This window comes from Natrinema caseinilyticum (assembly GCF_024227435.1).
Lineage (GTDB): Archaea > Halobacteriota > Halobacteria > Halobacteriales > Natrialbaceae > Natrinema > Natrinema caseinilyticum.
The window spans coordinates 3,758,563-3,782,182 of sequence record NZ_CP100445.1; the positions used below are offsets into that span (position 1 = coordinate 3,758,563).

Annotated in this window: 25 protein-coding genes and 1 tRNA gene; 10 read left to right on the forward strand and 16 right to left on the reverse strand. The window is 64.7% G+C overall.

Annotated elements, in window-relative coordinates; translation table 11 throughout:
* Positions 1 to 94: 94 nt before the first annotated feature.
* Both NJT13_RS18505 and NJT13_RS18510 read left to right on the forward strand, forming a co-directional pair.
* A complete protein-coding gene (locus NJT13_RS18505) occupies positions 95 to 310 on the forward strand; it encodes a hypothetical protein (protein ID WP_254523287.1) in 216 nt (71 codons plus the stop codon).
* Positions 307 to 1,872 carry an acyl-CoA carboxylase subunit beta gene (locus NJT13_RS18510; protein ID WP_254523288.1) on the forward strand — a complete coding sequence of 522 codons (1,566 nt, stop codon included), beginning with the start codon at positions 307 to 309 and terminating at the stop codon, positions 1,870 to 1,872. The genes NJT13_RS18505 and NJT13_RS18510 overlap by 4 nt, the downstream gene beginning before the upstream one ends.
* 44 nt (positions 1,873 to 1,916) lie before the next feature.
* Here the strand turns inward: NJT13_RS18510 and NJT13_RS18515 are convergent, their stop codons facing one another.
* Positions 1,917 to 2,297 (reverse strand): TlpA family protein disulfide reductase, encoded by a 381-nt coding sequence (locus tag NJT13_RS18515; RefSeq protein WP_254523289.1) that lies wholly within the window; start codon positions 2,295 to 2,297, stop codon positions 1,917 to 1,919.
* Positions 2,298 to 2,517: 220 nt separating this feature from the next.
* Here NJT13_RS18515 and NJT13_RS18520 point away from each other — a divergent pair, with 220 nt between their 5' ends.
* Positions 2,518 to 3,501: a PLP-dependent cysteine synthase family protein gene (locus NJT13_RS18520; RefSeq protein ID WP_254523290.1), complete on the forward strand. Its 984-nt coding sequence runs from the start codon at positions 2,518 to 2,520 to the stop codon at positions 3,499 to 3,501.
* A 142-nt stretch (positions 3,502 to 3,643) separates the two neighbouring features.
* The gene (locus tag NJT13_RS18525) at positions 3,644 to 4,351 is read left to right on the forward strand and encodes a hypothetical protein (protein ID WP_254523291.1); all 708 of its coding nucleotides are present in this window, start codon (positions 3,644 to 3,646) and stop codon (positions 4,349 to 4,351) included.
* A 24-nt stretch (positions 4,352 to 4,375) separates the two neighbouring features.
* Here NJT13_RS18525 and NJT13_RS18530 read toward each other — a convergent pair whose 3' ends face one another.
* From NJT13_RS18530 to cyaB, 6 genes are all read right to left on the reverse strand, one after another.
* The gene (locus tag NJT13_RS18530; protein ID WP_254523292.1) at positions 4,376 to 4,519 is read right to left on the reverse strand and encodes a hypothetical protein; all 144 of its coding nucleotides are present in this window, start codon (positions 4,517 to 4,519) and stop codon (positions 4,376 to 4,378) included.
* Positions 4,520 to 4,609: 90 nt separating this feature from the next.
* Positions 4,610 to 5,023 (reverse strand): avidin-fold protein, encoded by a 414-nt coding sequence (locus tag NJT13_RS18535; RefSeq protein ID WP_254523293.1) that lies wholly within the window; start codon positions 5,021 to 5,023, stop codon positions 4,610 to 4,612.
* Between the two features lie 119 nt (positions 5,024 to 5,142).
* Positions 5,143 to 5,772, reverse strand: a complete 630-nt coding sequence (locus NJT13_RS18540; RefSeq protein WP_254523294.1) for a DUF5804 family protein — start codon at positions 5,770 to 5,772, stop codon at positions 5,143 to 5,145.
* Positions 5,773 to 5,898: 126 nt separating this feature from the next.
* On the reverse strand, positions 5,899 to 7,077 hold the full coding sequence (locus tag NJT13_RS18545) for a tRNA sulfurtransferase (RefSeq protein WP_254523295.1): 1,179 nt from the start codon (positions 7,075 to 7,077) through the stop codon (positions 5,899 to 5,901).
* Between the two features lie 77 nt (positions 7,078 to 7,154).
* Positions 7,155 to 8,375: a methionine adenosyltransferase gene (locus NJT13_RS18550; protein ID WP_254523296.1), complete on the reverse strand. Its 1,221-nt coding sequence runs from the start codon at positions 8,373 to 8,375 to the stop codon at positions 7,155 to 7,157.
* A 126-nt stretch (positions 8,376 to 8,501) separates the two neighbouring features.
* A complete protein-coding gene (gene cyaB / locus NJT13_RS18555) occupies positions 8,502 to 9,044 on the reverse strand; it encodes a class IV adenylate cyclase (RefSeq protein WP_254523297.1) in 543 nt (180 codons plus the stop codon).
* A gap of 88 nt (positions 9,045 to 9,132) precedes the next feature.
* On the opposite strand from cyaB, the gene NJT13_RS18560 reads away from it, so the two are divergent.
* Complete coding sequence (locus NJT13_RS18560) at positions 9,133 to 10,122, forward strand: FKBP-type peptidyl-prolyl cis-trans isomerase (RefSeq protein WP_254523298.1); 990 nt, start codon at positions 9,133 to 9,135, stop codon at positions 10,120 to 10,122.
* Between the two features lie 320 nt (positions 10,123 to 10,442).
* Here NJT13_RS18560 and NJT13_RS18565 read toward each other — a convergent pair whose 3' ends face one another.
* Positions 10,443 to 11,066 (reverse strand): RAD55 family ATPase, encoded by a 624-nt coding sequence (locus NJT13_RS18565; protein ID WP_254523299.1) that lies wholly within the window; start codon positions 11,064 to 11,066, stop codon positions 10,443 to 10,445.
* Between the two features lie 161 nt (positions 11,067 to 11,227).
* Between NJT13_RS18565 and pyrB the strand changes: the two genes are divergently transcribed.
* The 4 genes from pyrB to NJT13_RS18585 all read left to right on the forward strand — a co-directional run bounded on the left by pyrB (position 11,228) and on the right by NJT13_RS18585 (position 15,056).
* Positions 11,228 to 12,190: an aspartate carbamoyltransferase gene (gene pyrB, locus NJT13_RS18570; protein ID WP_254523300.1), complete on the forward strand. Its 963-nt coding sequence runs from the start codon at positions 11,228 to 11,230 to the stop codon at positions 12,188 to 12,190.
* Complete coding sequence (gene pyrI / locus NJT13_RS18575) at positions 12,183 to 12,668, forward strand: aspartate carbamoyltransferase regulatory subunit (RefSeq protein ID WP_254523301.1); 486 nt, start codon at positions 12,183 to 12,185, stop codon at positions 12,666 to 12,668. Before pyrB ends, pyrI begins: the two co-directional genes overlap by 8 nt.
* A gap of 271 nt (positions 12,669 to 12,939) precedes the next feature.
* Positions 12,940 to 13,785 carry a hypothetical protein gene (locus NJT13_RS18580; protein ID WP_254523302.1) on the forward strand — a complete coding sequence of 282 codons (846 nt, stop codon included), beginning with the start codon at positions 12,940 to 12,942 and terminating at the stop codon, positions 13,783 to 13,785.
* 314 nt (positions 13,786 to 14,099) lie between these two features.
* The gene (locus NJT13_RS18585; RefSeq protein WP_254523303.1) at positions 14,100 to 15,056 is read left to right on the forward strand and encodes a hypothetical protein; all 957 of its coding nucleotides are present in this window, start codon (positions 14,100 to 14,102) and stop codon (positions 15,054 to 15,056) included.
* Positions 15,057 to 15,233: 177 nt separating this feature from the next.
* Here the strand turns inward: NJT13_RS18585 and NJT13_RS18590 are convergent, their stop codons facing one another.
* The 6 genes from NJT13_RS18590 to NJT13_RS18615 all read right to left on the reverse strand — a co-directional run bounded on the left by NJT13_RS18590 (position 15,234) and on the right by NJT13_RS18615 (position 20,706).
* Positions 15,234 to 15,629, reverse strand: a complete 396-nt coding sequence (locus NJT13_RS18590) for a hypothetical protein (RefSeq protein WP_254523304.1) — start codon at positions 15,627 to 15,629, stop codon at positions 15,234 to 15,236.
* Between the two features lie 92 nt (positions 15,630 to 15,721).
* A complete protein-coding gene (locus tag NJT13_RS18595) occupies positions 15,722 to 16,486 on the reverse strand; it encodes an enoyl-CoA hydratase/isomerase family protein (protein ID WP_254523305.1) in 765 nt (254 codons plus the stop codon).
* Positions 16,487 to 16,698: 212 nt separating this feature from the next.
* Positions 16,699 to 17,367, reverse strand: coding sequence for a helix-turn-helix domain-containing protein (locus NJT13_RS18600; protein ID WP_254523306.1), 669 nt, complete (start codon positions 17,365 to 17,367; stop codon positions 16,699 to 16,701).
* Positions 17,368 to 17,608: 241 nt separating this feature from the next.
* Positions 17,609 to 18,274, reverse strand: coding sequence for an MBL fold metallo-hydrolase (locus NJT13_RS18605; RefSeq protein ID WP_254523307.1), 666 nt, complete (start codon positions 18,272 to 18,274; stop codon positions 17,609 to 17,611).
* Between the two features lie 279 nt (positions 18,275 to 18,553).
* Entirely contained in the window at positions 18,554 to 19,831 is a 1,278-nt protein-coding gene (locus NJT13_RS18610) for a dicarboxylate/amino acid:cation symporter (protein ID WP_425499770.1), read from the reverse strand.
* A gap of 801 nt (positions 19,832 to 20,632) precedes the next feature.
* Positions 20,633 to 20,706: transfer RNA gene (locus NJT13_RS18615), tRNA-Lys, on the reverse strand.
* A gap of 164 nt (positions 20,707 to 20,870) precedes the next feature.
* Between NJT13_RS18615 and NJT13_RS18620 the strand changes: the two genes are divergently transcribed.
* Positions 20,871 to 22,328, forward strand: coding sequence for a DHH family phosphoesterase (locus NJT13_RS18620; RefSeq protein WP_254523309.1), 1,458 nt, complete (start codon positions 20,871 to 20,873; stop codon positions 22,326 to 22,328).
* Positions 22,329 to 22,345: 17 nt separating this feature from the next.
* Here the strand turns inward: NJT13_RS18620 and NJT13_RS18625 are convergent, their stop codons facing one another.
* A complete protein-coding gene (locus NJT13_RS18625) occupies positions 22,346 to 22,639 on the reverse strand; it encodes a PRC-barrel domain-containing protein (protein WP_254523310.1) in 294 nt (97 codons plus the stop codon).
* A 129-nt stretch (positions 22,640 to 22,768) separates the two neighbouring features.
* A complete protein-coding gene (locus NJT13_RS18630; protein WP_254523311.1) occupies positions 22,769 to 23,539 on the reverse strand; it encodes an enoyl-CoA hydratase/isomerase family protein in 771 nt (256 codons plus the stop codon).
* Between the last annotated feature and the right edge of the window lie 81 nt (positions 23,540 to 23,620).

Consider the following 23,620-nt stretch of genomic DNA (forward strand, 5'->3'; position numbering starts at 1 on the left):
TGACGTTACGATGGAAGGGGCCCGGACGGATTTCCCACAAAATGTTACCGCTTCGTGGGATTTATTGACCATCGTTTTCCAACTCTGAGGGAGTATGACTATCACGCACGACGAGCGGCCGATCGGTGACGCGAACGACTCCCGCGCCGACCGGCCGGAGAACGTGAGCCGCCGGGGCGGTGAGACCGGCTCCTCGATGCGGATCTGGGATGCGGCCTCGAGCCACGAGACGCAGGTCGGAACCGGGAGCGCGAGACCCGTGACGATCGACGTGCGGACGGGCCACCGACGCGAGGCGCACCTCGAATGACGGACGACCCCTTCGAGGAGGTCGCCGAAGCGAAGCGAACGGTTTCCGACGACGCGCGCGAGGAGGCCGTCGCACGCCAGCACGAACTCGGCAAGCTGACCGCCCGCGAGCGTATCGACTACGTGCTCGACGACGGCACGTTCGAGGAGATCGGCCGTCTCGCATCGCCGATGCCGACGACGCCGGAAACGACCGACTGGGAGCGCGAGGACGCTCCCGCGGATGGTGTCGTCACGGGTTACGGCGAGATCGACGGCCGCTCGGTCGCGCTCTTCGCCACCGACTTCACGGTCAAGGGCGGTTCGATCGGGCACGCCGGCGGCCGGAAGATGGCGCGGGTCGCCAACCGCGCCCTCGACCGGGGGCTGCCGCTGATCATGCTTCACGACGGGGGCGGCCACCGCATCCAGGAGGGCCTCGACGCGGCGCCGTTCGCCCGCGGTGACAACGGTTTCTCGAAGCTCCAGACGGCCCTCTCCGGCTGGGTTCCCGTCGTCTCCGCGATGATGGGGCCGGCCTTCGCCGCGCCGACGAATTTCGCGGCCCTGTCGGACTTCGTCCCGATCGTCGAGGGCACGGGAACGATGGGCGTCGCCGGCCCGTCGCTCGTCGAGGCCGCCCTCGGCGTCGACGGCACCAAAGAGGAACTCGGCAGCGCGCGGTTCCAGACGACCGAAACCGGTATGGCCGATCTCGCGTGCGAGGACGACGAGGCCTGTCTCGACGCGATCCGACGGTTCCTCTCGTACCTGCCCCGAAACGCCAGACGGGAGCCCCCGACCATCGACTCGCGACCGCCGGCCGTCGACGGCGAGCGGTTGCGTGAGATCGTCCCCTCGAGCCCGCGGAAGGGATACGACATCGACGCGATCATCGAGGGAATCGTCGACCGGGCCTCGGTGTTCGAACTCAAACCGACCTACGCTCGGAACGTGGTCACCGCGTTCGCTCGCCTCGAGGGCGAGCCGATCGGCGTCGTCGCCAACAATCCGCGGATCAAGGCGGGGACGATCGACACGGGCGCGTCGGAGAAAGCCGCTCACTTCGCGGCGGTCTGCGACGCGTACGGGCTCCCGATCGTGACGCTGGCCGACGTGCCCGGGATCCTGCCCGGTCCCGACTCGGAGCGCGAGGGTATCGCCCGACACTCCGCGAAACTCCCCTTCGAACTCGCGCGCGCGACGGTTCCGATCGCCAGCGTCGTCCTCCGACGCGGCTACGGGTTCGGCTACGTGGCGATGGGCGGCGGTCGGTCGATCGACTCGGAGCTTTCGGTGCTGTGGCCGACGGCCGAGGTCGCGGCCATGGGCATCGAAGGCGCCGTCGACATCGCCTACCGCCGAGAGATCGAAGCCGCCGACGACCCCGAAACCCGACGCTCGGAGCTGATCGAGAAATTCAAAGACAGGACCGACGCCGTCCGCGCGTCCTCTCGCGTCGGGACCGACGGCGTCGTCCAGCCCGAAGACACCCGCGAGCGGATCGTTCGCGCGTTCGCTCGAGCGGACGAGCCGCGCGAGAACGACTGGCCGCCCAAGAAACGACCGATCGATCCGATCTGAGCGACGACTCCACCGGCCGATTCGGGGTTCCGGACGAGTCCGACTTACGCCGTCTCGAGCGCGGCGTCGATCTGGTCGGCCAACCAGACCGCCGGCGGAACGGGTTCCTCCTCGACGAATCGGGTGATCTCCTCGCCGTCGTCGGTTTCGACGACCACGGTCGGGATGAACTCGACGTCGTACTCCTCGACGCCGGGACCCTGCTTGTCCTCGTCCAGCGCGTACTCCTCGATTCGCTCGCTCGGAATCCCGGCCGCCTCGAGCGCGGCGCCGAGATCGGGAAGCAGCGCGCGGCAGTCCTTGCACCAGTCGCCGCCCCAGATCTTGTACACCAGTTCGTCGTCGTGCGCTGCGAGCGTGTCGACCGCGTCCCCGTAGGAGGCCGCGTCCCAGGTCGGGTTCGGCCGCATGGTTTCGAGACTCATACGCACGGCTTGCGCCTCCGCGGGCTTAACCGCGGTGTTTCTGACAACGCGTTCGCTCGAGCGTCCGTCCACCACCGCTCGCACTCGGCCGACCAACCGCCGCCGGGCGGGGTAGTTGCGGTTCCGTGATACACACCGCAGGAGGAGACACGAATGGTTAGCCGGCACGTCCTGCCTGTGTCCAGCACGCGTTTACGTCTGGGATCCCTACGCGAGTGCAATGAAAGGGAGCATTCTGGACACCATCGGCTCGCCGCTCGTCCAGGTCGATTCGCCCGAGGGCGCGACGGTCGCCGCGAAGATCGAATCGTTCAACCCCGGCGGCTCGGCCAAAGACCGGCCGGCTCGCGAGATGATCCGGGCCGCCGAACGCGACGGGGTGATCGAACCCGGCGACTGGCTCGTCGAACCGACCAGCGGAAACACCGGTATCGGGCTCGCACTGGTCGCGGCCGCACGCGGCTACGATCTGACGATCGTCATGCCGGCGTCGAAATCCAAGGAGCGCCGACAGATCATGGCCGCGTACGGGGCCGACCTCGAGCTGGTCGAGGGCGAGATGGAAGACGCCCGCGCCCGCGCCGACGAACTCGAGTCGGAGGGTGCGATCCAGCTGGGGCAGTTCGAAAATCCCGCGAACCCCGAGGCCCACTACAAGACGACGGGCGAGGAAATCGTCGAGCAGGTCGGCGACCGCGAGGTCGACGCGTTCGTGGCCGGCGTCGGGACCGGCGGAACGCTCTCGGGAACCGGTCGCCGCCTCCGCGAGGAGTTTCCGGAGATGGACATCGTCGCCGTCGAACCGGCCAGAAACCCGGTCCTCTCGACCGGCGAGGCGGGTCACGACGAGTTCCAGGGGATGGGGCCGGGATTCGTCAGCGACAACCTCGACGTCGACCTGATCGACCGCGTCGAAACGGTGACACTCGAGGACGCCGAAGCGGAGTGTCGCCGACTCGCGCGCGAGGAAGGGGTTCTCGTCGGTCAGTCGAGCGGCGCGACGAGTCTGGCCTCGCAGCGGGTCGCCCGCGAGATCGCCGATCCCGAAGTCGTCTGTCCGGACGTGCCGACCGCCTTCGACGACGTGGGACAGCCGGCTTCGCAGGAAACCGATGGTGGACGGACGGCTGACGACTGCCCGCTCGTCGTCACGGTCTTCTGGGATAGCGGCGAACGGTACCTCTCGACCGGGTTGTTCGACTGACTGTCGACCGGTCTTCGAGAGCCCTCGTCGGCCGATCGTCGACCGAATCGCCCGCCTCGGGAACGGGTCAAACAGGTCGGCGAAAAGAGATTTTTTACCTAGGCGAACCCCCTTTACCCGGACCTTCGTACGTCGAGGTGCGATGACACATCCCTCCAGACGCAGTCTGTTGTGTAGTACTGCCTCGATCGTGGCGCTCTCTGCCGGGTGTATCGCGGACGATCCCGGGAGCGCGTCGAACGGCGACGGCGGCAGCGGTGGCGACGGTGGCAGTGATGGTGACGGGAGTAACGACGGCGATAACGGAAACGAGACGGACGGAACCGACGGCTCCCCGGAGAACGGAGCGGGCGACGAACTGGCCGACTGTGAGACACGGCCGTTTCAGTACCCAGAACGGTCTGAGTCGCCAGACGTGGCACTCTTGTTGGATCAAACCGACGGGGACCACTGGCTCGCCGAACGGGAACCGCAACCGGACGCGGTCACCGAGTTTATCGATGCGACGGACTTCGAGGCGTCGGTCATCGTCGCCCTCGAGGCCGGCGCGCCCAATCCGTGCTACGGATTGGTGATCGACGAACTCGATATCGACGACGGCGATGCGAACACCGAGGACGACGACGCGCTCTCGATCGACGCGGCGGTCCGCGGCACGTCCGACGAATCCCGGGCCTGTACCCAGCAGATCGTGACCGTCGGGCGACTCGTCCGGGCGACCTTCGAGTCCGAGCCGCTAACGCGAGTCTCCGCGTCGGTCGTCGATCAGAACGGCCAGGAACACGGAATCGGCATCGCGAGCGAAAGCGCGTCGGCGAGCGACGGCAGCGGATCCTCGTCGGGCAACTGAAGCGACGGTCGATCCGACGACTCCTCACGCGAAATTCACGAAGCCGAGCCTGACCGTTCCGAATTCCTCGCCGGAGAGGTGGCCGGTGACCCCGAGAATCGCTAGTCCGAGGCTCGAGGCCGCGAGCAGATCCGCCGCGTTTTGCGAGCGCTTTGCGGACCGGCGCACTGATATCCGCTTTCGCTTCGGGAGGCCGGGTCTGCCACTACCGGAGCAGCGAGCACCCACTTGTTCTGCCGTTTGTTTCGGCCACGGCTGTCACGTACCGTGGCGGCTCTCCGAATTCACCGCCTCGCCCGTCCAGGGTGGTCGGTCTCCGTCGTCGGTGAGCTCTTCGAGGACGCTCGAGCCCGACCCCGACTTCGACTCCCACGTCCACTCCTCGTGAAGCCGGAGGCGACCGTCTTCCAACTGCTCGATCCGGTCGACCGAGTGACCGGTCGCGGTGTCGCCATCGACGGTCACGTGTGCATAGCGGAAGTCGAGCGAGTCCCCGAGATGGTGTCCGACGAGGTGTCCCAATCTGACCGTTCCGCCCCGGTACCGAGCGTGAATTAACTCCGACGTTTGATCGAACCGAAAATACGTTTCACCGTCGACGTCCCCGTCACCGTCGTTTGCGATCGACTTGAATACGCGCCCGTCGACGGACCTCGCGTCACCTGCGTTCATCGTACTCGTCTCTTCCCCGTCTCGAGTTAAAATCCAGTCGACCCTTGAGACCGGGGCGTCGCCGGTTCGCCTCGTCGTCCGCCGGCCGAGAGTCCTCTGGACGGTCACACGAAGCTCCGTCACGGGGTGTACTCGGCTTCCGTCAGTCGGACGACGAGGGTCTTCTCGACGTCCCGGAGATCGTATTCGGGCAGGTCGCCGTCGATTCGGCGGACGAACAGCGGTTCGACGAGTCGGTACGTCGGTTCGGCCGTCCCGGACCGGTCCCCCTCGCTCGAGTCGTCCGATCCGACTACGTCCGCGCCCTCGTCCGCACTCGAGGCGTCTGTCGCAGCGGTTCGACCGCCGCCCGCGTTCGAACTCGAGTCGGCGTCTCCGGAGTCGTCGTCGGACGACGGATCGTACTCGGCGTCGACCCGCTCTACGCCGTAGACCTTGCAGAACTCGGCCGTTGCCTCGGGTTCGACCGTCCCGTTTCGGAGCTGACGGGCCAGGGGTCGCGAGAGCCACTCGTCCGTGCTGACGCTGGGTTCCTGGACGAGCGCCTCCTCGACGAACCTGGTGAGATACCAGTTGAGGTCGTTCAGAAGCGAGACGGCGGCGCCCACGCTGACCGTCCGGACCGCGAGCGAGTTCTCGAACGGCCGCTCCAGGTCGTACGTCGAAAGCGCATCGCGGGCCGTTTCCCGCGAGAGCAACTCGTACTGGAGGGAGCTCCCGTCATCGCCGATGAGACAGACGCGGGTCACTACGCTGTGGTGCGTGCGGTTGCGTAATGTCGGTTTCGGCTTCGTCGTGCCGCCTTCGCCACGCCCGACCGTGAGTCGGTTTCTCCAGCCGTCGACGAGCGGGGAAACGGGAGCGCGAATGCCGATTCAGGGCTCGACCAGGACGGCGTTCGTCGCTGCGTCCTCGGCGCGCTCGAGCAGGTCGTCCGGTTCGGCCGCGAGCAGCGGCTCGAGGCGGGCGTTGGTTTCGACGCGGTCGGGGGTGACGCGGTTGCAGCCCGCGTCGATCGTCGAATCGGTGAACGTACCGATTTCGCGCGCCGTCGCGACGATGTCCTGTTTGTCCCAGGTCAGCAGCGGGCGATGGATCGGAAGGCGGGTCGCGCGGCTCGTGACGCCGAGATTTCGAACGGTCTGACTGGACTTTTGGCCCGCGGCCTCGCCCGTGACGATCCCGTTCGCGTCGATGCGCTCGGCCAACTTCTCGGCCGCGCGATAGAAGAACCGGCGCAAGGAGAGCATTCGGCCCTGTTCCATCTCCCGGACCAGCAGGTCGACCGCCTCGCCGCCCGGAATCCGGTACACCTGCATGTCGAAGTTCGGCGCGTATTCCGAGAGAATTCGGACGGTCTCCATCGCGCGCGCCTCGTGGTCGATGCCGCCGTAGTCGCCCAGATCGACGTAGGCCGGGACGATCGGGGCCCCCCGTCTCATCATCTCGTAGGCGGCGACCGGCGAGTCGATTCCGCCGCTGACCAGCGCGATCACCGACTCCTGGGACCCGAGGGGGAGCCCGCCCGGTCCGGGGACCGTCTCGAGGTAGATGAACGCCAGATCCTCGCGCACTTCGACGCCGAACGTGAGGTCGGGGTCGTCGAGGTCGACCTCGGGTTCGAATTCGTCTTCGACGGCTTCCCAGATCGCGGTGCCGCCCTCGCGGGCCAGTTCTTCGCTCTCGTACGGGAGGGTCTTGTCCGCACGGCGCGCGTCGACCGCGAACGCTCCGCCGTCGTAGCAGGCCCGTGCGGTCTCGGCCAGGGCGTCGAGAATCCGTTCTTTTTCCGTGCCGACGGTCAGCGCGGGACTGGCCGAGACGACGCCGAACGTGTCGGTCGCGGCCGCGGTCGCGTCTCGAACGGCGTCCTCGCTCGTGTGAACGAGCGGCCGATTCCATCGCCGTTCGACCGTCCCCGGAATCGCCCGCTCCTCGAGAAGGGCCTCGAGATTTTCGACGAGGAGCCCCTCCATGTACCGCTTGACGGCGTTGCTTTTCGTGTTGACGTCCCCGTGGCGAACGAGGACGGTCTCCGCTCCCGGAGGGTGCATGGCACGTGATAGACGGCCGGTGCTATAAGGGAATTGCGAGACTGCGCCGGACTCGAAAGGGCGGGCGGACGAGCGCCTCAGAACGTCGAGAGTTCGCCGTCGATCACGCGACGGGTGATTTCGGTGACGTCGGCGAGTTCCCGATCGACGATCGGTTCGACGTCGCTCCGGACGTCCGAAACCGCGACGTCGTCGTCAGTCACGAGTTGCACGTCGGCGACGTGGGGCTGGTCGATGGGACGACCGATTTGAGAGAGCAAGCGTACTCGCAGGTCGCGAATGCCGTCGACCTCGGCGACGACTTCCTCGGCGATTTCCGTCGAGAGCAGGTTGTAGATCTTTCCGATGTGGTTGACCGGGTTCTTCCCGCTCGTCGCTTCCATCGACATCGAGCGATTGGGGGTGATGAGCCCGTTCGCGCGGTTCCCTCGACCGACGGAACCGTCGTCGCCCTGTTCGGCGGACGTGCCGGTCACGGTCAGGTAGATCGACCCCTGGTCGTAGTCGTCGGCCGTGTTGACGTGGACCGCGACCTCGCGATCGGTGTGGTCCCGCGCGACGCCGTCGACGAACTCCCTGACGGACTCGACCGCGTCGACGTACGCGTCGAGATCCGCGATGTGCTCGTCGACCATCGCCACCGCGACGGTGACGTCGATTTTGTCGCCCTCACGTTTGCCCATAATCTTCACGTCCGGTCCCAGTTCGGGATTTGCCGCCGCGTACTCGCCGTTCAGTTGCCGCTCGGCCTCGAGGACGATCCGCTCCGTTTCGGTAAGCGGCGCGTGTCCGACGCCGAAACTGGTGTCGTTAGCCATCGGGACGCCGACAGGGCTCGTTTCTTCCCCGTCCTCGCTGAAGACCTCCTGGAGGTCGCCGCTTCCCTCCCCGAGTTTGACGTCGACGACGATGTCCTCGTCGACGTTCAGTTGGGGGATTTCCGACTCGAGGTACTCGCGCGCGGCCCGCAGCGCGATGGGTTCGGCGGGAATGGTCTGGCCCTCGTAGTGTTTGGTCGCGCGGCCGACGATCAAGAGGTAGATCGGATCGACGACTTCACCGCCACCGAAGGCGGGTGCGGCTTCGCCCGCGACGAGTTGCGTTTCGTCGGTGTTGAAGTGGAGCACTTCGCCGACGCGCTCGACGTACTCCCGAGCGAGTGCCCCGGCGACGCTCTCGGCGATTCCGTCGCAGATGGAGTCGGGGTGGCCGATCCCCTTTCGCTCGACGATTTCGACGTCCTGGTCCTCGACCGCCTGGCGGTCGATCGATTCGATTCGAATGTTCCGCTCGCTCATTGCCGGCTATAAACAGAGCGTGGTCGTATAACTTGCGGATATGATTGAGGAGTTGCATCATAACTGCCGTGAGTTATCTCTCCCCCTCCTGGCAGTCGCTCGCCGAACCGGGCGAAACGGGACCGATCAGGATTCCAACAGTAGCTCGAGGTACGAGGTCCGTTCCTGCTCGTCGGGATCGAGGCCCAGTCGCTCGAGGACGTCGTAGGCACCGTCCCGGGCGGATTCCAGTTCGGGTTCGCGCTCGATTTCCGTTTCGACTTCGACGTACTCGCCGACGTCGTCGACCGCGTCGAGCGTGACCGTGTACCCCTCGAACGCGAATCGGTCCCGCTCCTTGCGGACGGTCGCGGCGGGCTGGAACTCGAGGGTCGTCAGGATCGCGTCGAGTTTCTCGCCGTCTCGAACGACGGTCTCGATTTCCGTCCGGGTCTTCGACTCGTCGTCGACGAGCGGCCCCTTGTAGGTGAGCGTGGCCGCGTCGGATCCGTCGGCGGGCGCTTCCTCGCGGATCCGAAGCGCCTCGTCGGTGTCGGGGAACGAGCGGTGGGGCGCGTCGTAGTAGGTGTCGACCTGGACGACCGCCCCGCGAGACGTCGCACCGAGGTCCACGAGGCGGTCGCGGACGGCCTCGAGATCGGCTGGAACCTTCACTTCGACCTCGTACATACGCCACGAAACGGACGGCGGTCGTAAGTATCGGTCGCCTTCGGCGCAAAGCGTCGTCCTTAAATGTAGACGGCGGGACGTACAACGTATGACCGAGGATCAGGAGGCCGATCTCGAAGCGCAGGCCGATGACGTCGACGAAGAAGTAGCCGACGAGACCGCCGAGGAAGCCGACGGGCTGCAGGAAGGCGACTTCGTCGAGATCGAGTACACCGCGTACACCGTCGAGGACGAACAGCTAGTGGATACGACCGACCCCGAGGTCGCCGAAGAAGAGGGCGTCGACGATCAGGGCCAGGAGTTCAAACCGCGAACGATTGTCCTGGGCGAGGGCCACATTTTCGAGGGCGTCGAAGACGCCATCGTCGGCTCCGACGTCGGCACGTCCGGCTCGGTGACGATTCCCGCGGAAGACGCGTTCGGGGAGTACGACCCCGATGACGTCCAGACCGTCAGCGCCGAAAAGATCGACGAGGACGACCGCTATCCCGGTGCGAACGTGCAGATCGATGGCCAGCAGGGCTACATCAGCACGATCATCGGCGGTCGGGCCCGCGTCGACTTCAACCACCCGCTCGCAGGCGACGACGTGGAATACGAGTACACGGTCCTCGACGAGGTCGACGACCGCGAGCAGCAGGCGGCCGGCCTGTTCGAGATGTACCTCGGGATGGAGCCCGACCTCTGGATCGAGACCGACGAAGTCGAAGAGGAAGTTCCCGTCGAACCCGACGAGGAAGAAGAGGCCGAAGAGGCGGAAGACGAAGAACCCGCCGAACCGGAGTTCGAGACGGAGATCGTCGAGAAGGAAACGCTCTACCTCGAGGCCACGCCCCAGATGACGATGAACCAGCAGTGGATGATGGGCAAACAGCAGATCGGTCAGGACATCATCGAGAAGGTCGGCGTCGACCGCGTCATCGTCCAGGAAGTCATCGAGGGCATGGGTGGCATGGGAATGGGCGGTATGATGGGCGGCATGGGCGACATGGGCGGCGGCGACATCGAGGAAGCCCTCGAGGACGCCGACGTCGATGCCGACGAGATCGTCGACGAACTCGAAGGCGCCGACGAGTAAGCACGGCGAGAGCCGATTCCGAGGGGATTTTTACTCGCGAACGAGTTTCGAGTCCGTGACCGGAATCGATCGCGGGCGGCCGTGACGGGCGACGCGTTCTCCCACGAAGATGCGCGGAGCGGATCTTTCGCCGATGCGCCGTACGGGCATCGGGAACGATGGTCGACCGCGCGCGAACCGGACATCTTCCCGCTCTGGGTGTCCTTTTCGGACGCCCTGCGGATCGTGACGGTCACCGAACGGACCGTTACGATCACACCGTTTACCACACCGGAGCGTGAGGAGTGACCGTCCTCACGCGGACTCGTCACCGCGATCGATCAGGCGATGTCGCGGCTCGTGTCGATCGCCACTTCCTCGGTTAGTTCGAGTTTGATCGCATCGGTGGGTTGGCTGCCGCCCCGGAACTTCGGGATCGTCAGATGGTTCTCGAGTTCGGTGCCCGCGATTTCGGTACGGAGATCGAAGACGGCATCGGCGGCGTGAACGGTTCGGGTGCGGTTCGCCGGTTCGTTCCCTCTCAGACAGTGTAACACGGCGATGCTTCCGGTTTCGAGCATCTGAGATTTGAGGTCGTTGAGAAAGCGAACGTACTCCTTCGAATCACACCGTTCGAGGGAATCCATCGTGTCGATGATGAGGTTGGCACCGTTCGGGAGCGCCCCGATGAGCCGCGTCGTCTCCTCGAGCGGGGTGTCGGCGGCGACGTGTCTGACCGTCGGACTGCCGACGGCGGACGGCGACGACTCGATGGCGTGGCGGACGGCGTCGTCGGAGCGTTCGGTCGAGAGGTAGAGCGTGCCTCGAGCGGCCGTCAGTTCGTAGAGGAGGAGTTCGGACTGGCTGGCCGGCTCGGCGGAGAACGCGACGATACACCCCGGTGGAAGCCCGCCCTCGAGCTTTCGATCGAGCACGTCGATTCCGGTATCCAGCCGACCGACCATACAAGTAGGATCAATTACTGCAGAGACTGTATAACTCTTTGCCCTAGGGGAACGACTATCGACATGACGTAGCAGCGACACCCGATCGGACGACGGCCGCGCCGACGGTCGTCGCATCGAAGGGAGAGATTCAAGAGGCACGCACAAGCCTACACGAACGAATGCGCCACGATCACCTCATCACGAGCAAACAACTCTCGCGGGCGGACATCGAGTCTGTCCTCGACTACGCGTCCGAGATCGCTGCCGATCCGTCGGCGGTCGCCGACAAACACGCCGGTCAGTTGCTCGGATTGCTCTTTTTCGAGCCGAGCACTCGGACGAAAATGAGCTTCGAAACCGCCATGAAACGCCTCGGCGGCGACGTCGTCGACATGGGATCGGTCGAGTCCTCGAGCGTGAAGAAAGGAGAGACCCTCGCCGACACCGTCCGGGTCATCGAGGGCTACGCCGACGCGATCGTCCTGCGCCATCCGAAGCAAGGATCGGCGACGATGGCGAGCGAGTTCGTCGACGTCCCGCTTTTGAACGCCGGTGACGGGGCGGGCCATCACCCGACGCAGACGCTGCTGGATCTCTACACGATCCGCGAAAACGCGGGACTCGACGACTTGACGATCGGAATCATGGGTGACCTGAAGTACGGTCGGACCGTCCACTCGCTCGCGTACGCGCTGACGAACTTCGACACTCGCCAGCACTTCATCAGCCCCGAGAGCCTCCGATTGCCCCGCGAGGTCGTCTACGACCTTCACCAACAACAGGACGGGACGGGAATCCGCGAACACGAGTCCCTGGAGGAGATACTCCCCTCGCTGGACGTCCTTTACGTGACGCGCATTCAACGCGAGCGGTTTCCCGACGAAAACGAGTACCAGGCGGTCGCCGGCGAGTATCAGATCGACGTCGAGACGCTCGAGGACGCACGCGAGGACCTGACGGTGATGCATCCGCTGCCGCGGGTCGACGAGATCGCCCCCGAAATCGACCGGACCGATCACGCGGCCTACTTCGAGCAAGCGCACAACGCCGTCCCCGTCCGGATGGCGCTGCTGGATCTCCTATTGAGCGACCACGAGGCAGACGAGGACGGCGAAACGGGCGACGGTGGTCACGATGAGTAACGATCACGACCCACACGGGAACGACGATCACGAACTGCGAGTCAGCAAGATCCGCGACGGGACCGTCATCGATCACGTCCGCGGCGGACAGGCGTTGAACGTCCTCGCGATCCTGGGAATCGACGGGACCAGAGGCGAGGAGCTCTCGATCGGGATGAACGTCCCCTCGGATCGGCTCGCTCGCAAGGACATCGTCAAGGTCGAGGGCCGCGAACTGAGCCAGGACGAGGTCGACGTCCTCTCGCTGATCGCGCCGGATGCCACGATCAACATCGTGCGAGACTACGACGTCGTGGAAAAACACCGCGTGGAACGTCCCGACGTCGTCGAGGGCGTCCTGTCGTGTCCGAACGCCAGTTGTATCACGACCGGCAACGAACCGGTGACGTCCCGATTTTCGGTCCTCGAGGACGGCGTCCGGTGTTCGTACTGCGAGACGATCGTCCGCGAGGACATCGCGTCGCTGATCGATACCTGACCGGATCGTCGCTCCGCGGGCGGGCGCTCTCGTCGTCGCGACGGGTCTGATTCTCTCTGAGAGGACTATCCAGAATACCTAAGTGATTCCCAGCCGAACATCTAGACGTACATGTCACGTACCGTCAAGATCATACTCGCCCTGTTCATCGTCGCCGTCCTCTGGAAGGTCGCCTTCAGCGGCTCGTCGGACGTCGAAGTCGACTACGAACCTCCCGAAGCATAATACGCGAATCCGAACCCCTTACGAGGCTGGCGCCGTACCCTGAGTTATGTACGGCGTCGTCACCCGTAACGCCGAAGAAGTACGGTGGCCGGAGTTCGATCACGGATTCTACGAAGTCAAAGACGTGACCGGCAGGTCCGCCGACCCGATCGCAGACGGAGTGAACATGGTCTCCTGTTTCGGCGACAACGCCGCCGCCGACGCCGACCCGTCGCTGGTACCCGTCGACGACATGGGCCGGCCGGCCGATCGGAGGCGGTCGTACTTCGACTGGGCGTACATCTGTCCCTCCCGCAGCGACTATCGGGAGGGCCTGTTCGAGATCATCGACGATTGCGTCGCCGAAAACGAAGACGTCCGCCTGGACGACATCGGCTTTCCTCGCGCGGAGTACTGTCGATGTGGCGTCTGTGAGACGGCATTCGAGGAGAGCGAGTACGACGATCGGATGGCCTGGCGAGCCTCCGTCATCACGTCGTTCGTCGAAGCGGCCACCGACCGCATTCCGGGCACGGTCTACATGACGCTTTACCCAGATCCCTACCCCGGTCACCTCTACGAGCGCGCCGGCATCGACCTCGCGGCCATCGAGGAACACGTCGACGAGTTCGTCGTCCCGCTGTACGATACGGCCTACGGGACGACCTACTGGCTCGAGACGATCGCGAAGGGGTTCGAGAGCGCGCTCGAGACGCCGTTTAATATCGAATTGTACGCCGTAAACGTCGACGTCGACGACCTCATCCACGCCACAGAGGTGGCCGACGCGTACGCCAACGACGTCTATTTCGGCTACGAGGCGAGCAACGCGCGCGCTGCGTTACGGCGGATGCGAGCCGACGACCGCGAGGGGGTAACACACGGCACACCGGGTTCCGACTCCGAGTCCTGAGCGGACGCCGACGTTCAGATTCGAACCTCTCGTCCGTCTGCTTCCGTATTCAAGGGCGAATTACGTCGTTGTACGGGATGATTATCGCGTCGTCGACGCGGGACAGCGTGCCCGCCCGTCACACCGGACGCGGTCCCGCCAGCGATCGTTTACGGGCGATTGGGTTCGTGCTTCCGGACGGAACTGACGCTGCCCTTTATCTGCGTCTCGGTTGCGTCCAGTCGTGAACCGGGGATCGGCTGACGGTGATCCGATATCCCCAGGTGAATCTCATGAGACGGAATCAATCTCCGCAATCGACAGACCCGGAGCAGATGGCAGAGTCGACGATGAATCAGGGCCAGCAAGCGATGGAACAACTGATCGATCTCCAGCGCAACATGGCTCAAATGACTCTGAGCGCGCTCAAATGGCAGGAGAGCGCCCAGAAACAGAGCTTCGAAATAACGAAGTCGATGCTCGAGAACGCGATGGGCCAGCAGTTGACGGAGTCGATGATGCAGAGTTACCTGCAGGGCGTCGAGGCCATGATGCCCGAAATGGAGCAGATGATGGAGGAAGGCTTCGAGGCCGCCGCCCAGCCGCAGATGAATCAGATGGAACGGATGGGGGATCAAATGGGGCGAATCGGCAGTCAGTTCGCGGAGAGCGGACGGCAGATGCAGCAGGGGAGTCCGTCGGGTCAACGGGAGATCTCCCCGGGGCGGGGAGAGTTGGACACGGAACGGCGAGAGAGAGCCCAGCAGAGCCAGCGAGAGACCGCCCAGGGGATGACGAGCGGGCGAGAAGGGATCCGCTCCCAGGAACGGCGCCGGGAGACGACCCGGGGCCGACCGTCAGAATTTTCGCCGACCGGCCGGGAAGGGGCCACGCAAGGACTCGGACAGCAAACGGGGACGCCGGCGGGGCAACGACGGGCACCGCAGACCGGCGGGCAACCGAGGCCGAGCGATCGGTCGCGGCCCCAACAGTACGAGGAAACGGGCGAGTGGGTCGCGCCCGAGCGGTACTCCCAGCGCACCGCGCCCGACCGTGAGACAGCGGGTCGACAGGACCAGCCGATCTCGCAGACTCAGCAGGGGGAGGGCACACAGCCGTCCATGCGTCGCGCCAGAACTGAACAGAGCGGGGGCCGCGACCGGAATCGCGGGACGACCCGTCGAACCGACGAGATGGCGGCGATGGAGGAGATGAACCTCACGTCCGACCGATCGAGTCGACGACCCACCGAGCGCCGCACGGACGAGGAGCGGCGATCGGAACAGCAGTAAGGTGAAGCGAGGCGAGGTCCTCAGACGCCACCGGTCCGTCGGAGAACCGCCCGGAGTCGTCGCTGAAGCGGGCTGAAAGTCCTGTCTAACCGTCGCGAAACAGCGCGGGCCCGAGGACGCAGCGTTCGTCACCCGCGACACTGTCGCGGCGATCGAAAACGAAACCGTCGATCCGTGTTACCGCCGTCGGTCGTCGTCGTCGCCGAGGAGTCCCTCCTCGTCGCCGGTTCCACTGATGTCGTTTTCGTCCCGATCGATACCGCGATCGCGGTTCGTTCCGGTCGTCTCGGTCGTCTCGGTACCCCGTGTTCCACCGGTCGTGCCAGCACCGGACAGATCGCTCTCGAGGCGGACCTCGTCGTCCGTTACTCGAGCGACTGCCTCGTCCTGCAGCGGATAGGTGTCCTCGTCAGTTCCGCTCCAGCCGAGCTTCGCCTTTATCGTGTCCGTGATCCCGGGATCGGGCTCCACGTGGGCCGTTCCGTGTTCGACGTCAGCGACGATTCCGATCTGGTCGCCGGCGGCGTTGATGACGCGCTTGCCAGTGTCGTCGTCGGAAAACTGTGGAGACATTGCAGTTTCAATAACACCGGGTTCACGAAAGGACGTGGTGCTTGCTGGCGCATGCGGTTCGGACGGAAGATTCGAGCACCCACTGTCCGTCGCTACTCGAATTCCGGCTCCCGATCCTCCAGGAACGCAGTGACCCCTTCCTCGTGTGCGGCCGAGGTCCGTGCCTGGGCCTGAAGCAGGTTCTCGTAGTCGAGTGCCTCGTCCCACGGCCGACTCATGTTCTCATGCATCGCCCGTTTCATCATCCCGATGGTAGCCGTGGGACCGCTCGCGATCCGCTCGACTGTTTCGGCGACCCGGTCGTCGAGTTCGTCGGCGGGAACCGCCTCGTTGATCAGTTCGAGGTCGGCCGCCCGGTCGGCATCGAAGAACTCGCCGGTGAACGCGAGTCGTTTCGCGGCCCGCAGACCGACGACGTGCGGGAGCATGAACGTGCCGCCGGTGTCGGGAATGAGCCCGACTCTGACGAAGGCACAGGAGAACGTCGCATCGGCCGTCGCGAACGCGAGGTCCGAAAGCGCGACGATCGAGAGGCCGGCCCCGATCGCGTCGCCGTTTACTTTCGCGACGATCGGCACGGGACACTCGAGCATCGCTTCGACGACGCGTCCGAACGTTTCTGTGACTCGCTCGTAGGACTTCCGCGACGAGTCGGGCGTTTTCGCCAACGACTCGAGGTCGCCACCGGCGCTGAAGGCGTCGCCCGCCCCGGTGATCACGATCGCGTCGTACTCGTCGGTGGCGGCGTCTTCGATCGCGTCCGCCAGTTCGTTTGCCGTCTCCATCGTGAGGGCGTTGAGCGCCTCCGGCCGATCGAACGTTAGCCGTAACACACCGTCGTCGCTGTTGATATCCATGTTGCGAGCGTCGCGGGCCGGACTCTTAACAGTGGGCGGTTGACGATCGGTGTCGGCCCCGTGACACCGGTCGGTCAGAACGGGTGCACTCGAGCGAGAGGACGGCGTGGAGGCTCGTCACTCGTCACTACTGAGAACGATCGGCCGGTGAAAAGCATCGAGCCGGGCCGTTGGACCGGACACCTGACGTCGCCCGTATCGAGCGATCGGCCTCAATTCGATGGAACGGCCGGTGCCGCAGTCTCCTCGTCCGTCACGTTGAGTTCGGACGTGACGAGCGCGCGGTAGGCCCGACGCAGGCGCTCGGAGAGCGCCTGGTGGGAGATATCGAGTTCCTCCGAGAGCTCCTGCATCGAGACCTCGCGGGGGATCTCGAAGTAGCCGTGATCGATCGCCGCGACCAGGGTTTGGTACTGACGAGTCGTGAGCCCGCACTGGGAGTGCGTTTCCTCGGCCAGGTCGAACAGTCTGACGATCGTCGGCGTGACACCGGTTTCGTCGAGGCGGTCGTACAGCGTGCTTACGCTTTCGCGGTCCACGACCCGGATACTGAGCAGCCACGTCCCGTTCGAGGCGGACGCGCTGAGCACCGTTCCGCCCTCCTCGAGGACGATCTCGAACGGGTCGACCGCGTCCGGCTCGAACTCGATGTCGTACAACCAGCGATCTTCGTCGCTGCTGATCTGGGAATACGGACCGATCGCCGAGGCTTCGTCGAGGGCCGTCTCGATCTCGGATTGCGATGGCCCCGACAGCCAGAGCCCGTGCCCGCTCGAGGCGATCACTCGTTCCATCTCGCAGGAGAGTGATGGAACGGCCTCGAACAGTTCTTCGGTTCCGGTTCCGTCGGCCGAAATCTCGATGTCTGCGATGGATGTCATGATTCTCGTTCGTGAATAGTACGACGACGTCCATAACCCCACTTCCAAACCACTTAGAAAAGGTCTGAGTGACTTTCACGCGTTCTGATCGGTATCGTGGGGGCGAACTGCGGAACCGCTATAGCGCTCGAGTTCCCCGCGGGGCGTTCCGATCGGCACCCGCCCAGCGATGACAGCGATTTCTCGCGGCGAGGGCCGGCGTCGTCCGCCTCGAGTCCCTGTGAACGAGGGAACGACGGAATCAGAACAGTTCGACCCGAATCCCGTCGGCCTCGAGATCGTCCGCGAACGCCACCTCGTCCGTTTCGATCGGCTCGAACGTATCGTAGTGTTCCGGCAGGACGAGTGCCGGATCGAGGCTTCGGGCGAAGTCGGCGGCCTCGTGGCGATCCATCGTGAAGTGCCCGCCGATCGGGGGGACAAACACGTCCGCGGACATCGACTCGTGGTGCGGGAGGAAATCCGTATCCGACGGGACGAAGATCGTCGTCCCTTCGATGGTCAACACGAGCCCGATCACTTCGCCGTCGGCGTGATACGGGTTGCCATCGTCGTCGACGTGTTCCCCGTCGGGATCGTTGTAGGCGGGAACCGACCGGACATCGATTCCCTCGACGGACGTCTCGCCCTCGTACGGCAGGTCGACGACGTCGAAGCCGAGCCCGCTGGTATCGACCGCCTCGTAAACGGCGACCGTCGCGTCCGGGCCGGCGACCGCCTCGATCGCGTCCGGGTCGTAGTGATCGTAGTCGTCGTGCGTGACGAACACGATATCACCGTCTCTCGGTTCGTCCGCGAGGACCTCTCCCCAGGGGTCGACGTAGACGACGGTTCCGTCCTCGGTCGCGATGCGAACGCTCGCGTGCCCGAGTCGCTCGAACGTGATTCCTTCGTAATCGACGGACATGGTCGCTCGAGCGTATGTCGACGCTCGCTTTATAGCTCGGGGTATCGGTACCTCGTGGAAATCCGGGCCGGCGTATCCGTCCGCCACCGGACGCCGACGGAAGAGCGAACCACACTCCGCGACAAACCACAATCCAGCCTCGATCCGTCGGAACGAGAGCGCCGAATACGGCCGATCGACTCGCAGTCCGGCACTGAAAGATGGGCCCGATTTCACCGGACCGAGCACCCGTGTCGAGCGACGCACGGACGCTCCCGATCGGGTGACTCGGGCCCGCACTCACTCGTCCCACACACCGGCTGTCACGTCGATGGCGTCGTTGAACGAGGCGACGAGCACGGTCACCGCGAGGTCGCCCAGGACGTTGACCATCGTGCGAAGCCGGTCTAGAATCGGGTCCACACCCGCGACGAAACCGACGACTTCCAGGGGCAATCCGAGCTGGGTCAGTACCAGCGTGAGCATGACGAGTCCGGCACTGGGAATCCCGGGGGTGCCGATGCTCGCGAGAACCGCGAGGAACACGACGGTGATCTGTTCGCCGACCGAGAGCTGAACCCCCGCCAGGTTCGCGGCGAAGATGGCGACGATACCCTGGTACATCACCGTTCCGTCCATGTTGATCGTCGCGCCAATTGGCAGCGAGAAACCGTAGACGCTCTTGTCCACGCACAGGCGCTCCTGGGCGTTGCGCATCGTCACCGGCAGCGTCGCGCTGCTCGAGGAGCTACTGAGCGCGGTTACCAGCGCCGTCCGGCTTCCGTTGAGAAAGGAAAGCGGCGAGCAGTGGACGATCATCAGCATGATACCAAGGAGGTACACGACGGTGACGTGGAGGACTACGGCCGCTGTGAGCGTCCCCATCAGAACGGCAAACGGGAGAATCGCATCGGCCCCGACTCGATCGAACACCGAGGCCATGAGCGCGAAGACACCGACCACGCCGTACTCGAGGACGCCCCAGACGATCACGAACATCGCTTCGGCCCCGGCTTCGCTGCTATCGCGAATGGCTGTGACGCCGTCGCGGACGGCCGCCGACTCCGTCCGCTCCGCCACCAGCAATAGCGCCAGGCCGAACACGACGACGAAGAAGATGATCGCGACGATATCGGCGTCCGCGATCGCACCGAACGGGTTCGTCGGCACGATGCCGAGGAGGACCTCTGTCAGCGTCGGCGGTTCGACGGACGCCGTCTCAGTCGACGTCGCCGCAGCCTCCTCGAGTTCGAACCCCGCGCCCGGGTCGACCAGGTTTGCGACGCCGAGTCCGATCACGACTGCGATCGTCGACGTCACCGCGTAGATGGCCACGACCTGGCCGCCGATGCGACCGAGCGTTTCCGGGCGCAGTTGTTGCAGGCCCGTCAAGAGCGTGAATACGACGGTCGGGACCACCAGCATACTGAGCAGGCGGACGAAGAGGTCACCCAGCGGCGCGAGCGCCGTCGCGGGCTCGCCGACTGCGAGGCCGACGACCGAGCCGAGGACGAACGCGGCTCCGATCCGATAGACGAGCGCGACGGCGCGATATCGTTTCCAGAGGGATCGTATCATCGCGATCATTCTCGTAAGCGCGCACGGTCCCTACCGTGGCGGACGGGAAAAATACCGACACCGGGCGACGCCACGCTGGCCGGCGATGGATGGGGTGCAGATAGCACGTTACGGTGCGACGCGTCTCGAGGCATCCTCTCGATTCAGTCTCGTCACGTCAGCCGCGAGTCCGTGGCGACCCGGATCGACCGCACCCGACGACCGGCTGGGGCCGCGTCGTCCGGCGACCACTGGGGTGGTGACGTCGGCCGTCGGTCGGCGTGTGGACGTCACCGTGCTCGCGTGTCTCACCTCACTCGAGCGGCGACTTCGACACACTGGCGGCGCGTCGACGGACGATCTCGGCGCGATTCGCTCGAGCGATCGCGTGGTGGCGCTCGACGACTCCGGATCGCGTTGCCACACCGTTGACACCGACGTTCGGTGTCTCGGCCACCGGACTTGTCCCGTTGTCGAACGACGTGGCTCCCGACCGTTCTTTTTCGCAGCCACTCGCGAACCGGCTGCGATTCCGGGCCGACGACGCCTCTTCGTCTCGAGACGCGAGTTGGTTCGACAGAAATTGAGTCGTCACAGACTCGAGTTCGAACCTGTGGCTCGGTCAAGAAGATCGCACTCTCCCTGTGTTCGAATCCGAGTTCTGTCACTCATCACTGCTGAACGGTGTTCCCCCAGAAACGCCGGCCGGGCGCGATTTGAACACACGGTCGGACGTGCTCACTTCGTTGCGCCGACCTCCCTGCGATTCGAATCGTGCCTGCCGGTTCACTCCCGATTCGCTCCGCTCATCAGGTCGTTTCACGGGCCGGGCGCGATTTGAACACGCGACCGTCTGATTAAGAGTCAGACGCTCTGCCTAACTGAGCTACCGGCCCTACACCTCCGACTTTCAGTCGGCCGGTAAAATACGTTTCCCTTGGCGCCTCCCGTGGCAGAGATCCACGTGCGGAATTCCCGGGCCCTAGACCGGTCGTATCGGCCGTCAGTATTTGCTACTCTTCGGGACCGTTAAGTGCGACCGGTCCGACCACTCGGGCATATGAGCACGGGGGTTACGATCTCGTCGATCTCTGACTACGCTATTTTGGGCTGTGGGAGCGTGGGATACGCTGTCGCGGAAGAGCTCGTCGAGCAGGGGAAAGACGTCCTGATCATCGACCGCGACGAGAACCGCGTCGAATCGCTCCGAGATCAGGATTTGGACGCCCGGACGGCCGACATCCGCGAATCCGGCGTCGCCGAACTGGTCGCCGACCGCGACGTCGTCCTCATCCTCGCCTCGGACGTCGAGTCCAACAAACAGGCCGTCGAACACATCCGCGAGAGTACGAACGATCAGTTCGTCGTCGCACGCGCCAGCGATCCCGTCTCCGGCGACGAACTCTCCGAACTCGGGGCCGATATCGTCATCAACCCCTCCTCGGTCATCGCCGAATCGGCCCTCAGGGCGCTCGAGTCGGGCGAACTCGAGTACAACGCGGGCAAACTCGCCGCGCTCGTCGAGGAGACGTCGTCGCACCTCGCCATCGTCACGCAGGACAGCCCGGATCCGGACTCGATCGCCAGTGCGGCCGCCCTCCAGGCGGTCGCCGACCACCTCGGGATCGAATCCGACATCATCTATCTCGGTGACGTGGGCCACCAGGAGAACCGGGCGTTCGTCAATTTGCTCGGGATCGATCTGGTCCAGTGGGACGAAATCGAGGATCACTCGATCTACGACACCGTCGCGCTCGTCGATCACGCGACCTCGAGCGAGATGGAACTCCCGGTCGACATCGTCATCGACCACCTCGAAACGGAGTCGGAGACGGGATTCGAACCCGAGTTCGTCGATATTCGGCCGAACATGTCCTCGACGTCGACGATCATGACGAAGTACATCCAGGAGTTCGATATGAACGTCTCCGAGGAGGTCGCAACGGCCCTGCTCTACGGCATCCGAGCGGAGACGCTCGATTTCAAACGCGACACGACCCCCGCCGACCTCACCGCCGCCGCCTACCTCTATCCGTTCGCGAATCACGACACGCTCGAGCAAGTCGAGTCGCCGTCGATGTCGCCCGAGACGCTGGACGTCCTCGCGGAAGCGATCACGAATCGCGACGTTCAGGGCAGCCATCTCGTCTCCAACGCCGGGTTCGTCCGCGACCGCGAGGCGCTCACGCAGGCCGCAAGTCACCTGCTGAATCTCGAGGGCGTGACGACGACCGCCGTCTTCGGAATCGCCGACGAGACGATCTTTCTCGCCGGTCGCTCGAAGGATATCCGCATCAACATCGGGAAAGTGCTCGACGACGCCTACGGCGAGATCGGCGAGACGGCCGGCCACTCGACGCAGGCGAGCGCGGAGATTCCGCTCGGCATCTTCACGGGGATCGAAATCTCTGAGGACACGCGGGATACGCTGCTCGAGTTGACCGAAGAAGCCGTCAAGCGAACGCTGTTCGACGCGATGGGTGTCGAAGGCGGGAGCGAAGGGTCGAACGGGAGCTGAAAGGCTCGGAGAGTCTCCTAGACCAGCAGTTCGTCTTCTTCGTCGTCGGGTTCGCGAACGCGCTCGACGACGTCGTTGATGAGGACGATATCGCCGACGGATCGGACCCAGCGGTAGGGAACGATGATACCCTGACCCCTGCGGGCTTCCTCCGCGAACAGTTCGCTGTTTAGATTCGCCAGGGCGAGGCCGGTGACGGCTTCGCCGTCGATGTTGAGACGGAGGTCCTCGACTTCGCCCACGAAGACGCCGTTGTTCGAGTACACCTCGCGGCCGACGAGCGACGTGATCTCTTGGGAAGTGTCGTCCATGACTGGCTTCATGCGTGGCGGACTCTTAATTCTTAGTCAGACGTGACAGTCACCGAGACGGACGCGACAGTCCCACCGCCGGTGACGACGCGTCTGCGAGTCGGCCGGCGATCCGGGGACGCGGTCGCGTCACTCGTAGACCGGATCGCGCCCCTCACGGAACGCGGCGACTGATTCGGCGAAATCCGGATGGCGCACGCACTGCTCGTCTAAGGCGCGACGATACGTCGACGCTCGAGCGATCGCGTCGGCCCGATGCCTGACCATGGCTCGCTTCGTCTGTGCGACCGCGTTCGGACTCCGAGCGGCGATTCGACCCGCGACGTCCCGGATTGCTGCATCGAGTCGGTCGGGAGCGACGACGCGACTGAAGAGATCCGTCTCCGCGACCGCATCGGCCTCGAGGACGCCACCGGTAAAGCACAGTTCCCGCGCGATTCCGTCGCCGAGTTCCAAGACGAGGCGCTCGAACGGTGGGACGAGACCCATCCGGATCTCGGCGGGACAGAGCGTCGCATCGGTCGAGGCGATCCGAACGTCACAGGCCATCGCGAGTTCGTAGCCGCCCCCGTAAGCGGGGCCGTTCACGCGTCCGATGACCGGAATCGGGACGGATTCGATGACGGCGTACAGTTCCGAGAAGGACTCCAGATACTCGATCACGGCATCGGGTTCGTCGGCGCGGGCCGCGAACGCGTCGACGTCCGCACCTGCCGAAAAGGTCCGGCCGGAACCCGTGACGACGATCGACCGAACGGAGTCGTCCGCTCCAACCGCTTCGATCTGCGCTCCTAGTTCGTCGATAACTGCGGGCGACATCGCGTTCCCCGCGTCCGGTCGGTCGATCGTCACGGTCGCGTACCGGTCCGCAGAGTCGTGTGAGACGGTAACGTTAGCCATCTGCTCGGATCCCACTGCGGCCAGCGACAAAACAGTATTCGTCCGGCCGGTCACGATCTACAGCCGACGAGTCGCAGTGGG